Origin of the sequence: Marinimicrobium koreense (genome assembly GCF_003762925.1) — a bacterium.
Lineage (GTDB): Bacteria > Pseudomonadota > Gammaproteobacteria > Pseudomonadales > Cellvibrionaceae > Marinimicrobium > Marinimicrobium koreense.
Genome location: NZ_RJUK01000001.1, coordinates 286,077 through 302,959, shown reverse-complemented (window position 1 = coordinate 302,959; position 16,883 = coordinate 286,077). Strand labels below are relative to the sequence as shown.

The window sequence follows — 16,883 nt, the reverse complement described above, 5'->3', positions numbered from 1 at the left end:
TTCTCTCACATGTTTTTAGTGCATTCGCAAACAACGCTACTGATTGATTGCCACGGAAATATCGCTCAGACTGGTTCCGGCCAACCTCACGTACAGTTCGCCCGCTTCATCATCGAAGTACCAACCGGCTTGTGACTGGTTTTTCTCGTACTCAACGGGGGAGCCAAAGACGCGAAGAGGATTGGCCCCTTCCACAACAGACTCCGGGGGACCGTCGCGGCGAACTTTCAGTGTGTAGGTACGTTCCGGCAGCTCGTAATCACCACGGGGGGCCTCAATGCGGATCAGGGTTCGATTCGACTCAGCCTTGACGCTGATATCGGTGATGGCGTAAACACCGGACAGGTACGCCTTGCTCTTACCATCATCATCGTAGATCGGGTACGAGGACTCGCCTCCGGGAAATATTTCCAGGGTGAGGTTTTCCGCTGTTTCCTGGCCCACGTTCATCACTCTCTGTTGAGGAAGAATGCCACCGGCCTTGACGAAGATGGGCAACTGGTCCAGCGGGGTGACAATGTTGTGATAACGCTGGCCCTCATAGGTCTCACCACTCCAGTAGTCATACCAGGTGCCCTCAGGTAGATAGACGACTCGCGTTTGCGCGCCCTTGGTAGTCACCGGGGCAATCAACAGATTGCGGCCAAACAGATACTGATCATCAATGTCGTGGGTATTCTCATCCTCCTGATACTCCAGCACCAACGCCCGCATCATGGGCATACCGGTCCGGTGCATCTGATAGGCTTCGCTGTAGATATAGGGAATAAACCGGTAACGCATGCGATCGTACTGCTTGAAAATCCGCTCGGCCTCTTCTCCATAACGCCAAGGCTCCTTGTAACCGGGGTGATCCATTCCGAACAAATGCGCGATGGGGCTGAAGAGCCCAAACTGGGTCCAGCGGATATAGAGCTCGGGATCCGGGTCGTGCTCGAACCCGCCCATATTGTGCGACCAGTAGCCCACCCCCGACAGGCCCATATTGAGCCCGGCACGAATGACCGGCTTGAAGTACTGCCACTCGCTCGGCCAGTCGCCCGCCCAGAGATAAGGGTAGCGTTGAATACCGGCGTAGCCTTCCCGCGTCAGGTTGAAACCGCGCATCTGATTGTGTTCACTGAATTTCTCAAACGGCGCCTTGGCGTAGGCCAATGGAAATAGGTTGTGCAGGCGCTCGGCTTCCGGCCCGGTCGGTCCGGTCTTGTCACTCTCATTCGCCTTGCGTCCAAAGGCACTACCTTCATCGGTCTTGAAGAACATGGCGCCCTGGGAGGCCACCTTCATGGCGCCGTGCTCCCACCACCAGTCCACCGCGTCCGGGTCAAAAAAGTTGACGAACTCGCCGGTATTATTGGGCTCGGGATAGACCATCCCCGCATCCCGTGCCTGATCCAACAGCTTGTACTGCCTGCCATTGTCATAGCGTGGCCGGACGTGCACGCCCACCATGCTGTAACCCATGTCGTAGAGCTGATCGAACATGGCTTCCGGGTCATCGAAGGTTTCACGCCATTCAAACGTCGTAGCGCCACTGCCGCCCTGCTCACCGAACATCCGCCAGGTGGAATCCAGATGAATGATATCCACCGGGATTTCCTTTTCACGGAATGTCCGCCCCAGATTGACCACGTAATCGGTGGAGGTATGCTTCTCATAGCCCCAGGTGCCGCCACTGTAAGTCCCGACGTGCAGACCATGAGCCGGTTTGGGTAAGAGTGGTGACTTGCCGGTCACAGCGGTATATTGGTCCAGAAGCGCAGGAAAATCAGCGCCCGCCATGAAGTAGTAATCCAGCTCCCCGCCTTCCGCCTCAAATGAGTACACACCCGGTGTGGCGTGCCCCATATCCCAGCGGGAGGTATAGGGTGTATGGAGAAAAATACCGTAGCCGCGCGTGCTCATGAAAAACGGCACCGGGCTGTAGTTGGCTTCCAGAATATTGTAGGCCCCGATGATGTGGGGCCGACCCATGCCACGTCCGACGGTCAGCTCCAGTTGTTTTCCCCGCTGGTTGATAAAGTCCATACGCTGACCAAAACCAAAAACTTGCTCACTGTCCTGCAGCTTTTTGTGGACCGAGACACCCGCCACTTCCTGAGCCATACCCCCTACTTCAATCCGCTCGGTAGACAGCAGGGTTCCATCAGAGGCATAGAACTCCAATCGCAATGGCGATTTATACACACGGACGAGCAACTGCTTTGATTCCAGTTCGTAGAAATCAGCCTCCTCCGCGGTATTGATTACGACCGGCGGCCAATCCCGCTTGGTGACCATAAGTCCGAGCGCCGCGTTCTCGTCAAACTCCCGATCCCAACTGCTGCGCACACGCACCATGGAGGCGGTACAGAACTCGATCTGAACATCCGCATGCTCGGCGGAGATGAGCACTCTGTTGCCCTCCCTGACGGGCGACAATTGAACCGTGCCCGGGCCGAGCGCGTCCCGAGCTTTTGAGGATTCAGGCAACTCAGTAGCTTGTCTGTCAGTCGCCTGAGCAAAGGCTGCCAGACACAGGAGTGCCAGTAAGCAGTATTTCATGGGGTTTCCTCGTCCGTTATCGCTGGTTATATCGAGGGATGGGCTTTGCCCGTTATTGCTGGGGCAATTCGTAAACGCGGAAGTTTTTGTAGCGAAACTGGGTCCACTTCATCTGCCGGAAGCCGATTTTTCCGCTTCCCAGGGCATCGCCCGTATCGACACCGTCAACCATCGGGGCATTGTCCGTATAGTCGATCACCTTTCGATCATCGATATACAGTCGAATTCGCTCGCCCTGTTTCACCAGGGTGATTTCATGCTCTTGCATGGATTCGGTCGGAATGCCGACCTCGCCTTTCTGCAACAGACTGAAGGTATTGTTCTTGCGTAAGTTGGCATGGCCCCGGCCCGGGTTATGGGCGGCGTTGGCATAGTAGGAGATGTGGTAGCTCTTGATCTCGCCTTCGGTGTACTGGGTAAAGGTGCCATCCCGTTCCGGCAGCTCGGGCGAAAATATGTCCTGGCCATCAACCCCGATTGCGGCAAAAAAAACGATCACCAGCCCCGCTTCGTCATCCAGATTCTGCGCCTCCCAGCGGGCGATAAAGCTTTCCGGGAAATCCTCGGGGCACCAGAACACGTGATGGCCCTGCTCGCCCGGGCTGTGCATTTCCATCCACCCGTCTACGAAAGCGATTTCACCCGGGCCTTCCATCACCCAACCGGCCACCGATTCGGGATCGTCGAAGCTGGCCTGGTGGAGCAATTGACCCGGCTCGGGCAGAGAGTCCGCCGCAGAACTCGCCTTGCGCTCCGGCGATACCATGGAACAGCCTGCCACCAGGCACACCAGCAGCAGGGTCACCCATAAAGACCATGATCTATTGCTCATAGAGGCCTCACTATTCCAGGTAGAAGACGTTCTTGAGTGGCGTAGACACCGGGCTGTTGTCGGCCTCGGTATCCATGATATCCGCCATGTAAGCCCACCACTTCTGCATGATCTCGGTCTGGGGTAACTCGTTCATACCATGATCATCCGTGCGTTTGAGTACCCCAAACAACTGCAGCGTCTGCGGGTGTAGAAAGATGGAGTAGTCCGAAACACCGGCGGCCTTGAGCTGGGCCACCAGCTCCGGCCAGATTTCGTCGTGACGCTTCTCATACTCCTGCTCGCAGCCCGGTTTGAGCTGCATGACGAAAGCTATTTTTTCCATTGTCCAGTGACTCCAGAATGGCACTCGGGCTGCCTCCGACGGAAGCAGCCCGAGTGAAGGACGATCAGATGTAATAGTTCATGTATTCGACCAACAGCAGAATGGCCATGGACTGACCGTAGGGCATGGAGGTGAGGGGGATGTCCCGGTAACCCTGCAAGTCATCAAAGACCGGCGTGCCGAACGACACCTGCTGGAGCTCGCCGTCCGCACTGATATTATCCAGCACGGCTTTGACTGCCTTAAGGCCAACTTCTTCGTACTTTTTGTCGAGATAGCCTTTGCGAATGCCCTTCAGAATACCGTAAGCAAAGCCGGCGGCGGCCGAGGCCTCGAGGTAAGAGTCGGGGTCATCCAACAGGGTGTGCCACAGGCCGTCTTGGTGCTGGGTTTCCTCCAGCGCTTTGACCTGGGCTTCCAGGGTTTCCTCCAGGAACATACGCAGACCGTCGGTCTTTGGAAGGTCGAGCAATTCAATAAACTCGGGGATGGAGATGGTGACCCAACTGTTGCCTCGCGCCCACAGGGCATCGGCAAAGTTGTGGTTGCCATCAAAGGTCCAGCCGTGGAACCAGAGGCCGGTCTTCCGATCCGCCAGATATTTGATGTGCAACATGAATTGCCGCTTGGCCTCTTCCACATAGTGAGGACGGTCCAACAATAATCCGATTTTGGCCAACGGCATGACGCTCATCATCAGCGTATCGTCCCACAACTGCTGATAGTTCACTGAGTTGTAGACAATATGCTGAAGACCATTTTCCGTGGTCCGGGGCATATCCCGCATGACCCACTCCGCCCAGACATCCAGGTACGGGAGGTGGCTGCGCTCTCCGGTACGCTCATGCATATAGGCGAGGGTCAGGAACGGGGACATGGTGTTCACGTTCTTGGTGGGCGTACCTTCCTTAAGCCGGTCACTGAACCAGTCTTCAATGATCTTCCTGGGCTTTTCGTCGCCGGTAATGTCCCAGTATTTCATCAAGCCATAGAGGCCAATGCCGTGAGTCCACTCCCAGCCGGCCCAGCCTTTGGTATCAATCACCCGACCATCGTCTAGCTTGAGCAGGAACTCACCGGTTTCATCTTTGATGTTGACCAGATTATCGATCAACTTATCGATGGTGTTCCGGACCTGGGCGTATTCGATGTTATGTGCAACAGTTGGCATACTTCTTAAAACCTCTAGCGTATGAATCAATAAAAAACGTTTTCGGTATTATAGCTCGTCGGCGATCAGCGCCAGGTTCTGGATGGCCGCCAATCCCCATTGCGACGCGTCATTGGTCGATAACCAGGGCGCTTCCACCACCGGGTTGAGCACTTGAGGTGGTTTCACCTCCAGAATCGCCTGAAAATCACCGGTCCACTGGCGAGCAAATTCCTGGGGTAGCTGAAACTCCTGCCAGGCGCGTTTCGCCAGTGTGGCGTCACCTTCCTGAGCGGCCGCGTAGGCGGTCAAGCGCGAATGCGGTGCTTCCAGATGCGTGCCAAAGGCACGCCCTACCGCCGCCACTTTCTGTTCATCACTGGCATTGTACAGGCGGCAGTAGCGCAACCACGCCGCTTTGTATTCGGGCACATCAAGCAGTTGAATCAGCTCGGCATTGATTTCCACCAGCCCGAACACCGAGCTCAGATGCGAAACCTCAATGTCACCCTCCGGGGGCGCCAGGAGCTTTTTCGTGTCGGCATCAAAGCCATAGGTACCCGCAAAGAAGCCGTCGGGATGACGACCGATGGTGCGCATGGCGCTTACCAGTCGATCCCGATACTGGTCATCCCCGGTCCTTTCCCAGGCGGTGAGCCAGTTGGCCGCGACCGAACCCCAGTCGGTGCCCACCTGCAATCGATCCGGGCCGGGGACCGGCTCGCGGTTTGGAAGCTTTCGGGTGGGATCGACACGGCGCAAAGCTTCACCGGCATCAATCACTTCATCAAGCACATCCGCCGTCCGGTCATCCCCGGTAAGGAAATAGTAGAACCGTCGATAGGCGGCGGTACTGATCCGCAATTGCTTGGCGCTACAACCCCAGTGCTGAACGTTGTGTCGAGTGCCCAACCCTCGGAATCGACCGAGGTGATAGATGTCGACATCCCGGGTATGCCGGGTCATCGCTTCGGCCAGCCGGAAGGTGTCGGGATCGCCGCTACGCAGGAAGGAGTACCAGAGCCACAGGTCCGGCGAGAGCTCGGAGTTGTCCCAGGCGTACCCGCCAATGTCGTAGCGCCAGACATGGCGGTCCACATCGTAGGTGTGCATCACATCGCCGTAATCCCAGAATCCGTACCAGTGGTGCTGATCCACCTGTCGACAGTAATGCTCGACCTGCCAGGCCAGGCGGTCTTCGATCTGTTTTTTGCGGGTCGAGGAACGATCCGGCAGGCTCCAGAGAGCACCAAAGACACCGGATTTCAAATAGTCCTCAGGGGCGGCAACCACCTGCGCGGGTTTGCTGATTTCCTTCGCCCAGTTCACCGTCTCCGTGCGCGAGGGCGTCGAGGACAGCACACACAGGACAAAGTCCGTGGTCCGCGCCACACCGTAGGCGGTATCGAAGCCGGGTTCATAATCTTCGTAAGTGATTTTCAGCGCATCCAACTGCTGCTCGTAGGTCTCTTGCCCCATGCCATCGTGATAGAAGCGCACATCCATCGGTGGCGCCTCGGGCGACCAGAACCAGAGCGTGGCTTGCGATACGTCGCGCCCGGCGTTGCGGATATCCACCTGAACCGGGTGCAGTTGCCAGAAATCCCGCATCCCGAACAGTACGCCCCCGGAGGCTCCACCCACATAGGCCACGCCGCTGGCGCGCCGGCCCTGATCGGCATTGATCCAGGCGTGGCCGCTCTGGGTGCGCTTTTTGATGGTGAAGCCGTTGGCATTCAGTTGCGACAGCGTGAAATCATTCCACACCGGCACATAGTGCAGCAGGCCACTTACCCTCGGGTTCCATTCACTCAAGGGCGGCGTTTTGCGCCCGGCAAGCTGTGCGTCCCGCACGGCTTTGCCCGGGTCCTGACGAAGCCCGGTAATGCCTTTGGGTGACTCGGCCCAGAGGCCGTCATTCTCACCCACAAAGCGCACATGGCGATCATACAGCTCGTCGCGCTGGAGCACGTCAAAGCGTAAACCCAGACCGCGGATAAAATCTTTCTGGTCATCCAGGTCATAGATGAAGGTATGACTGATTCGAAGGGACTCGGCGCCGCTGTAAAAGTAGAGTCGGACCGTGAAGGGCAACCACTCTTTTCCGGACTCCGCCTTGTGTTTGCCTTCGATTTTGACAACGGCACGCACCGGACCCTCCTGCTCGATCGTGACCCGATCCGTTCGGGACTGGAAGGTCTCCACCCGGGAGACCGGCTCACTCGGGTCTACCTGATCCTGCACGAGACCCACCAATCTAGCGTTCCGGGCGACCATCGCATAACCGCGAGTCATTGAGCCAATCAGGTAATCCCCCGAGGTGGGTACCGATACCTTGAGCCGACCGGTGTCGACCTCAATGGCGTCCGCTCCGGAGGTCACACGAACGGGCCACTCCGGCGCAGCGTTACGACCTTTGGTGACCTGGAACTGCTTTCCGAGCGCGACGCCCGCCGGCACGGCGTGGGCCGTCCACTTGATACTGCCATCCGGCCAGTAAGCGGTAGGCCAACTCTGCAGGGGCACCTGGCGTCCATCTTCTGTGTTCAGACAGAGTGAGTCATTGACGGAGAGTTCACCCTCGGCCCAGGGCTGACCCCAGGTGGTACCGGCTTTGGCCGCCGGTTCGTCTCCTTCAAGCCAACTTAAATGACCCGCCTGGCGCGTCGGCACCAGGGAGGATCCGGAGGTGGCACAACCGCTGGACAGGGCTTGCAAAGTCAGGGGGAGAGAGGCGGCCACACCACCTCTCTTAAGAAACTCTCGTCGATTCATTGCAGGAGCACTCTAACGTTGATCTGCGTTCGTCTTATCGTTGTCAGGCCGCACAGGCCCCACCCTCTCATCCACGAAACGTTATCACAACCGACGATTATTGACAATATTTGATTTATAATGACTTTTTGTGATTCCTGGGCTACCCTTTTGCCCCCCCAATGATGATGCCAGATTCAGGGTTTAACCATGTCCTACCGCAACAATCATTACACCCACATTCATGACACCTGGGACGACGCGCTTGCCAACCGGCTCTCGCCGCTGGAGGCACTGGTGTATCGCTCAAACCGGCTTGGCGAGGATCACCGGATCACCCCGACCGGCGGCGGCAGCACCTCACTGAAGGTTATTGAAAAAGACCCGGTCAGCGGTCAGCCCGTGGAGGTCATATGGATCAAAAGTGCCGGGACGGATCTGAAAACCTCCCGCAGAAGTCAGTTCTCTCCTCTGTACCAAGAGAGGCTGATGGCTTTGAGGCACCACTATCAACGGTTACGCCGCGCAAACACTCGGCCCACGGCCAGCGAGCCCTTCAAGGCCGCCACATTCAACCGGGCCGCGCCGGCCCCTTCCGTGGACACGCCGCTACACGCATTGATGCCCTACGCCCACGTCAACCACATTCATCCGTGTGCGGCGATTGCCGTGGGGGCCTGTAAAAACTCCAGGGCGCTGACGCAACGCATCTGGGGCCACACTATGCTCTGGGTACCCCGGGCACGCCCGGGCTTTGAGCAGGGCATCCCTTTGCAAGCGGCCTGGAATCGTAACCCCGACGCGAAAGGTGCGCTATTGGCCGGTAACGGCATCGCCACCTGGTCCGATGACAACAGACTCTGCTACCGACAGACGTTGGACATCATTGAGGCGGCATCCCGCTACATCGCCGCACGGGACAAGGGCGATAAAACCTTCGGCGGTCCGCGCCATAGCGACCTGAGCGCCCCGACGCGACAGAATGTCCTGAAGCGAATTCTGCCGTTTCTGACCGATCTGATATCCGATGGAAACCCGGTGGTCGGGACTGTGGAATCAGTGCCAGAGGTGATGCGCTTCGTCAACTCAGTCGATGCTCCCCGCCTGGCAGCCAAAGGCGTCGCCTGCCTGCATCACCTCAGACACACCAAGCTGAAACCGCTGTACATTCCCTGGAACCCTGAAGGCGATACCCTGGAGACACTCAAGCAGAAGCTCGAACAGGGCGTTGCCCGCTACCGGGACACGCGTCGCGGCCGGGCCGGTTCCAGCACCCAAGGCGAAGTGCCTGCGGTCTGCCTGATACCCGGTGTCGGATTGATTGCCTTGGGTCAAAGCAAAAAGGGCTCTCGCCTGACGGCGGAAGCCTATCAAAATGCCATTGAAGTCATGCGCTGTGCCGAGGCTATCGACGCCTATGTGGGCTTATCAGCGCAGGAAGCCCAACTTCTGGACAGCCTCTGAAGCGACACGGCTCATCGATCCGCTTGAGCACGAAACTAATGCAACACAAAAAAAAGGGCCAGACTGACGTCCGGCCCTTTTTTTTGTGTTGACGAACTGGGGCGAAAACGCCCCAGAGCTCCGCGATTACGGTGTGCAAGCAATCGCTTGCGGAGCGTTTTCCGTGGTCAGCGCATTGATGTACAGGTAGTCGACATTGCCCAGACCGCCGCCGGAGCCGGCGTACAGGGTAATATCGGTCTCGCCTGACTCAAGCTCGAGATCAACACTGGACTCCATCCAGGTATCCCAGGCCGAGGTGGACTCCATATCGATCTGGGCCACGCCAATCTGGCTGTTGATATCCACACGGGCGAAACGGTTATCCCCCGCACCGTTGGCGTAGCGAACCAGCAGACGGTAGGTGCCCGCATCCCGAATGTTGACCTTGTAGGTGATGTACTCACCTTCGGCGTTATCGGTATTGGAGAAACCATCGCCCTCAAAGCCGGCCCAGTTGCTCTCGATCAACCCATTGGACATCTCGCAATAACCATCTTCGTTCTCGTTGATGGTCAGACTGGTTGTACTCGGGTTTTCCTCATAGACCAGCTCCGTGGAGGGCTCGCCGACAATGACATCGCCATTGGCCATGGTGACCCGCATGAAGTACCAGTAGGACTGCAGTTCCACCAGACCCTCGTACTCGGCGTACACACCGCGCAGCTCCAGACCTTCGGACACCACCACGGTGGCACCTTCAGCGGACGCCTGGGTGTTGCGCAGGATTTCGATCTGGCTGATCTCGCCCTGGAAGTTTTCCAGGTTCCAGTCGATGCGAATACCACCATCTTCCAGACGCGTGAGGATATTGGTTTCCGGCTCAGGCAGCTCGAACAAAACTTCACCTTCCGGATCAGTATTGACCACTGTGCCATCCTGCAGAGTTACCTCGAAGGAGTACCAATAGGTTTCATTCTGAGTAAAACCGTTGTCGCCACCGGTGTCGCGCAAGCGACCGTCAAACGCTCTGACATCTGCACGCACCAGCGTTTTTCCGGTCAGCGAATCACTGGTGTTACGGTACAGATCAACACTGGCAATGTCCTGACCAAAGTTCCACAGCTTCCAAGTCAGATTGATGGTGCCCAGCGCCGGGTCAAGCTCGGCTGACAGGTTGGTGACATTGCTCTCCAGACCAAAACCGAAGGGACCAACGATCTCCGCACTGGCGACCTGCTTGAACATATACCAGTACCCCTGGCCTTCGATAAAGCCACCCTCAGGCCCAGCATCTTCAAAGCAGCCCTCGTAGATCACCGCTGGATCGCTGATCGGGTAGATCCGCGAGCGGCCACTGGCCTGGTTCTGATCGTTGCGGTACAGCTCATTATAAGTCGCACCGGGCGCAACGTTCTCAAGGTCCCAACATACTGTCATGACACCATCGGCATAGGTAGCGCTCAGGTTGGAGGCTTCTACCACCAGGTTTTCCCCAAAGGCTGGAGCCGCGTCAATGATATTACCCTCTACCGTGGTCAGCTCCACCCAGTAGTAGTACTTACCACCTTCTTCTGTGTCGCCATCGGTCCAGGTTTTTGCGTCCGGGTTAACCTCTGCGTAAGCCATAGAAGGTTTTTCTGGCACATCCTCGACATCATCGGTCTCAGCGCGATAAATATAAATATCGCTCAACACGAGGTCGGTCACCCAAGTGAGGTCGACGTAGTTGTTGGAACTGGCCGCCTCGACACGGGGAATCTGCGTGGATGTCAGTCGTGTCTGATAGGGACCATCAATACCGGCGATTGCATTGCCATCCAGATCGGTGGCTTCAACCCAGTAATAGTAGGTCACATCCGGGCTGGCTGAATCGTCAACGAACGATGTCTCACCACCTTCGGCCACACCCACACTGGTCGCGGAATCGCGCGCATCGGATTCACTCCGGAACACTTCAAAGGAGTCGAGCTCCGCGTCACCGGGAATCACCTTGACCAGAACATTGTCATTATTGCCCTGGACGACAGCGGCACTGACAGGCTCGGCCGGGACCGCCTGGGTTTTGAACTGCGGAAGTTCCTTCACAATATGATCGTACAGCTTCATATCCGAACCCATATAGAAGCTGGGGTGCGGAGGCTGATTGTAACCAACGTTCTGCCACGCAATGGCAGTACGATACTGACGATCATGCATCAGAGTGGGCAAGCGGACATCGGTGGGAATATTGCTTGAGTAGACCATCAACCGGGTGCTGGCCTCATTGGCAAACACCACCTCTTCACGCCAGTCGCCCAGCAGGTCGGCGGACAGGGCGGGGGTCGCCTTGGTGCCATTGTTGGACACCGCCAGACCATTGGCGAAGGTACCGGCATTCAGCAGAGGCTCTTCCACCAGCATGGACTCAGGGTTCCACTTGGTGATTTCGGTACCATCCAGCATTTCGCGGCTGAGGTCGCCGTCCCACCAGACCATAAAGTTCATGGCCGGCTTATTCTCGGAAATGACGGTACCATCGGACGCCATCAGACCACCGCGAGAACCCCAGCTCTCCAGACCTGGATAATTCGGATCGATATCCCCGGTCACGCCGCGACCGACATCATCGCCCTCGCCATTGCTTGGCTGTGAAATCAGGATTTCACCGGTTTCGGCATCATGGACCTCCACACCAAAATTGCCATCCTCGGTAATGTAGGCGCTGGAACTTTCGTGAACCATGAAAATTTCCAGACCGGGATTATCCGGAATGATATCTGTGACGTGAAGTGCGTCACCGTGTCCGAGTCCAGTGCTGTACAGCGGAGTACCATTGTCATCCAGGGTAGCCGCGCCGAAGATGATTTCATCTTTGCCGTCGCTGTCGACATCGGCCACACTCAGGCTGTGCGCGCCCTGTCCTGCCAGACTTGGCCCAGACTCATCCTCAGCCGAGTCATAGACCCAATTCTGAGTCAGGGTGCTTCCATCGAAGTTGAAGGTCGCCACCACGGCACGGGTGTAATAGCCGCGAGACATCACCAGACTCGGCGTCTGACCATCCAGGTAAGCAACACCGGCCAGGAAACGGTCGACCCGGTTGCCGTAGTCGTCCCCCCAGATTGCGTTGATATCTTCTCCGCGAGGTGGAATATAATCAACGGTACTGATGGCTTCACCGGAAATGCCATCGAACATGGTCAGATACTCGGGACCATCCAGAATATAACCACCATCGTTGCGATAGACGGCTTCGGCGTCGCCAATCACGGTACCGCGACCGTCAACAGTGCCATCGGCGGTCTTCATAGCCACTTCGGCGCGGCCGTCCTGATTAAAGTCGTAGGCAATAAACTGGGTGTAGTGAGCGCCGGCACGAATATTCGGCCCCAGGTTAATGCGCCAAAGGAAGTCGCCTTCCATCGTATAGGCATCAATGAGCACATCACCGGTTTTGCCGGACTGCGCATTGTCTTTGGCGTTGTCGGGGTTCCACTTGACGATCAGTTCATACTGGCCATCGCCGGTCAAATCAGCGGCAGAGGCGTCGTTGGCTGAGTAGCTGTACTCTTCTCCATCGACAAAGCCATTGGCCGGTTTGTTCAGGGGAATACTCAGATAAGACGTCTCCGGTGCGGCAACCACGGCCGAGACATCTTTCTGTTCGTCGTCAACCAGGGCCTCGATCTGATAGGTGTCCCCGGGCATCCCGTTGGGGTCTTCCAGGAAAGTGGGCTCTCCGGGGCGAACCGTCCGGAAGAACTCATCATTCTTATAGACGGCGAAGATAATGCGTTGCTCGTCCAGACCAGACCAGCGCCAACTCAAGACATTGCCCTCTTCCTCGCCGGGCATTACTACCAATCCGCGATCGAGGTATTCGACATTGGAGCTGCCGCTGGTGTCGCGCTCAGCATCGGTCAGTGGTGGAGCGTTGAAGGGCTCGGCCGGTGTGTACTCGTCATCACAGCCCACCAGCATCGTGGATAACAACACTGGCACAAGCGGTACCGCCAGTGCCCGTATTTTGCCTTTGGAGTAACTTCCGTCTTTTCTCATTATGCAATCTCCGAAAGTGATCTTACGAAAGAGATGTAGAATTAGCGGTTAAAACTACATGGCGATGAAACTGAATTCTTATTTAGGATGAAAAGACCAACGGAATTAGTCATTTATCATTATGTAACTGCTAACAAAAAACCATCAATGATCATATTACATCAGCTTCAATCACGATTCTAGTGCTTTTCGTCGTTGTTTTCCAATAGTTTTCAAACTCCTGGAAGCCACAACTACCTTTTATGTCAGGGATCGCCGAGCATAAACAGGGGGGCTACCCTGCCCGCGCCAAAAAGGTTCTATCGACCATATGCCCTGCATGTATGCACTCATGCAGACCCGCACCATGGGTAACGAGCCCCCGGAAGGCCCCGACCACGCCGCCCGCCACTGCACTGGCGACGCTCCACCCCAAAGCCACCCTGCCTTGCCACCCAAGCACCTCCTTATAGACACAGAGAAACCGCTCTATATTCGTATTAGAAATATTAAAATGTATTTTTAAATCTATTGGAGATTGAAATGACTGCTAGTGACTGCAATGCGTGGTCATTGTGGTTACATTTTGTTGAATTTGATTTTTTTTGGTTATACTATGGGGCCTGTTAGCAAAGTAACCATTACATAAAATTTCCACTTACTAACATTTAAGGCGGGATTTAATAATGAATAACTACAATCAGTCTGAAAAGCTTGATTGCACCAAGACAACACCACTCTTCAGAAAGAATTCACTAGCCAGTCGTATTGCTTCCATTGTTCTGGCCGGCGCCGCATGCAGCACCTTTATGGTGACCAACGCCTACGCGCAGGAGCAGCAGGACGAGGAACAGCAAAGCCAATCTCAGAACGACAGCGCGTCGTCCGAAGATACCGTACTTGAAGAGGTATTGGTCACCGGCATCCGTCAGAGCTACACCAGTGCTCTGGACCGGAAGCGGGAAGCCGGTACCATGATGGACTCCCTGGTGGCCGAAGACATCAGTGAATTCCCCGACAAGAATATCGGTGAAGCGCTACAGCGGATCTCCGGTATTCAGCTTAACCGCGATATGGGTGAAGGTACCTCCGTCAGTGTTCGGGGCGTTGAGTCAGGCCTGGTGCGGGTTGAGCTGAACGGCGTGACCGCCATGGGTATGGGCGGCAGCCGCAGTGTGGACTTCCGGGACATGGCCTCCGAACTGGTCAAGTCGATTGACGTCTATAAAGGCTCCGAGGCACGACTCACCGAAGGTGGCGTGGGCGGCACCATTCAGGTCAACACGCGCAAACCCAACGAGTTTGAAGAAAACTTCCTGTCAATCAATGGTGAAGCCCAGTACAACTCCATGATTGATGAGGTAATGCCCAAGTACAACCTGACCGGCGTCTACAAGGCATCCGACCGCCTTGGCTTCCTGGTGAATATTACCGGCTCCGATGTGCATACCATGTTGCATGGCCTGCGTAACACCAACTGGCAGAAATACCACGATGTTGACGGAGTAGCCAGCAAGACCTCAGTCGATCAGCTTTATGCAGACTACTCCACCCAACAGGAGTGTATGGATGCGGGGCTCGATTCAGCAAGCGAAACAGCGTGCCTGGAGCAGTGGCACGAATACAGCCCGAGCACTCCCCGCTACAGTATCTGGGGCCGTGAAGAGAACCGCCTATCAGCCAACGTCGAAGTGCAGTACGCCGTTACCGACAACCTGTCTTTTGATCTCTCCTACACCGACGGTGAGCGGGAAAAACTGGCGACCGACCGCAACTTTCAGGTAGAAGTCGGTTCCGCCTTTGATATCGACAGCGCGGTGGTCGATGCCAACAAGAACGTTACCCAGTTTGTAACCAACGGCGTGAACGCGGCGGGCACACCTATTGGTGCCACCATCAGAAACCGGACTCTGAACTTTGACTGGAACCAGGAACGCAAAGTGATGCGCGCCGGGTTCGACTATGTCAACGACAATCTGGCGATCGATGGCTATATCGCACGCTCCACCACGTTTGAGGATATTGATTCCCGGGATACCCAGACCGCACAGAACAACGTGGGGGGCATTGTCGTCACCCAGGTCAATGACCTTCCGGAAATCGACTTTACCGACGCCTACATCATCAATCAGGACGACGTTGAAGATACCTTCAATACTTTCAACTACAATGACGGCACTCAGTACACCTCTCTGGACCGCTTCAAGTACGCGCCTTCCCAGAGCGAAGCATCTGAGAATATTGCCAAATTTGATGTGACCTACAGTCCCGAGCAGAGCTTTTTCACCGCCTACCGCACCGGTTTTATCGCCACCGACCAGGACTTCGCCAACAACGCCTGGGGCTACAACCTGATGCAGACCGTGGGCAACCCCTATACCGTCGATGGTGAAACCCGCATCTGGACCCAGGACGATCACGAGGCGGTGCTGCTTGGAAACCGTTTTGCAACGGACAAGTTCTTCCGGGATTACAACCCGGGCGTGGATATCATCGAGAGTTACATGGCCGTTGATACCGAGCCCTACCTGGCGGCCCTGCTTGAACGCAGCGGCTTCAGTTCCGCCGAAGCGGCGCGCGGCAACCTGCAACCCATCGACAGCCGTTACGACATCAATGTCCAGACCCAGTCCGCCTACGTGCAGGCTGATTTCGAGACCGATGTCGGTAGCATGGTACTGCGTGGTAACTTTGGTGTCCGGGTCGCTCGCACCGAAACCGCTTCAGAGGGTTTCTCCCGCATTCGGGTACTCGTGGAGCAGACCGACGAAGATGGCAACCCGATTTACGGCCCCAACGGTGAAGACCTGGCCGGTGTCGAAGATCCGGATGATCCGCGCGCATTCGAAGGTCGCCAGACCGTCGAGGAAGACTTCGTGGATGTGCTGCCCAGCCTGAACCTGACTCTGGAAATGATCGAAGGGCTGGAAGCCTATCTGGGCGTGGCGAAAGTGATGGCTCGCCCGCAGATCAACGACCTGAACATCAACGCCGATTGTACTCTGCGCGATTATCCGCTCGCACGTGATCAGATGATCCCGAACACCTGTACCGCAGGTAACCCGGACCTGGATCCCTACCGCGCGACTCAGGGTGAAGTGGCTTTGACCTGGTATCCGAATGAAAGCTCCATTCTGTCCGGTGCCTATTTCGTTAAGGACATCACCAGCTACATCTTCGGTGCAGAAACCCAGCAGGACGTGGACTTCTTCAACGACGGCACCCTGTGGGATGTTCGCCAGCAGGTGAACAAAGAGGGTATCACTACCAAGGGCTTTGAGTTTCAGGCCTCTACTTTCTTTGACTTCCTGCCCGAGCCTTTCAACAACACCGGTGCGAAAGCCAACTACACCTATATCACCGCCGACAACGTGGATGACTTCAATCCGCTGACCGGCGAGCAGATGCCGTTGCGTGGCCAGTCAGAGAACTCCTACAACCTCGAAGCCTTCTACGAGGACGACACCTGGAGCCTCAAGCTGGCCTACAACTACCGCGATGAATACTATTCGCGCGTGTTTGACGGCCTGCCGGTATTCGTGGATGCCAGCGGTTACATCGACGGTAAGATCACCTATACCTATGATGAAAACCTGAAGTTCTACGTCGATGCGCGGAACCTGGGTAAAGAAGTGAAGCTGGAAACCTCCGGTGTCGGACGGACCAATGACCTTCAGTGGTCTGGCCGCATGTTCTCCGCTGGTTTCACTTACCGGATGTAAGTGCTCTCCTCAAGCAACACCCCCTTTAAGGCACCCTTTGGGTGCCTTTTTTTGTGCTCGACTGAGGGGGAAACGTCAGGCAAAAAAAAGCTG

Annotated in this window: 8 protein-coding genes; 2 read left to right on the top strand and 6 right to left on the bottom strand. The window is 56.2% G+C overall.

From position 1 onward, the window contains the following. Window positions 1-36: 36 nt before the first annotated feature. The 5 genes from EDC38_RS01330 to EDC38_RS01310 form a co-directional block, all read right to left on the bottom strand. Window positions 37-2,544 (bottom strand): glycoside hydrolase family 31 protein, encoded by a 2,508-nt coding sequence (locus tag EDC38_RS01330; RefSeq protein WP_123636996.1) that lies wholly within the window; start codon window positions 2,542-2,544, stop codon window positions 37-39. Between the two features lie 52 nt (window positions 2,545-2,596). Beyond that, window positions 2,597-3,376, bottom strand: coding sequence for a DUF1961 family protein (locus EDC38_RS01325; RefSeq protein ID WP_123636995.1), 780 nt, complete (start codon window positions 3,374-3,376; stop codon window positions 2,597-2,599). Between the two features lie 10 nt (window positions 3,377-3,386). After that, a complete protein-coding gene (rhaM, locus tag EDC38_RS01320) occupies window positions 3,387-3,701 on the bottom strand; it encodes an L-rhamnose mutarotase (RefSeq protein ID WP_123636994.1) in 315 nt (104 codons plus the stop codon). Window positions 3,702-3,765: 64 nt separating this feature from the next. Further along, window positions 3,766-4,872, bottom strand: coding sequence for a beta-galactosidase BglB (bglB, locus tag EDC38_RS01315; protein WP_123636993.1), 1,107 nt, complete (start codon window positions 4,870-4,872; stop codon window positions 3,766-3,768). Between the two features lie 48 nt (window positions 4,873-4,920). Continuing rightward, window positions 4,921-7,593 carry an exo-rhamnogalacturonan lyase family protein gene (locus EDC38_RS01310; protein WP_211331025.1) on the bottom strand — a complete coding sequence of 891 codons (2,673 nt, stop codon included), beginning with the start codon at window positions 7,591-7,593 and terminating at the stop codon, window positions 4,921-4,923. A 222-nt stretch (window positions 7,594-7,815) separates the two neighbouring features. Here EDC38_RS01310 and EDC38_RS01305 point away from each other — a divergent pair, with 222 nt between their 5' ends. After that, a complete protein-coding gene (locus tag EDC38_RS01305; protein ID WP_123636991.1) occupies window positions 7,816-9,069 on the top strand; it encodes a class II aldolase/adducin family protein in 1,254 nt (417 codons plus the stop codon). Window positions 9,070-9,195: 126 nt separating this feature from the next. Here the strand turns inward: EDC38_RS01305 and EDC38_RS01300 are convergent, their stop codons facing one another. After that, window positions 9,196-13,089 carry a rhamnogalacturonan lyase family protein gene (locus EDC38_RS01300; protein WP_123636990.1) on the bottom strand — a complete coding sequence of 1,298 codons (3,894 nt, stop codon included), beginning with the start codon at window positions 13,087-13,089 and terminating at the stop codon, window positions 9,196-9,198. Between the two features lie 665 nt (window positions 13,090-13,754). Between EDC38_RS01300 and EDC38_RS01295 the strand changes: the two genes are divergently transcribed. Then, window positions 13,755-16,790, top strand: coding sequence for a TonB-dependent receptor (locus EDC38_RS01295; RefSeq protein WP_123636989.1), 3,036 nt, complete (start codon window positions 13,755-13,757; stop codon window positions 16,788-16,790). Window positions 16,791-16,883 lie beyond the last annotated feature (93 nt).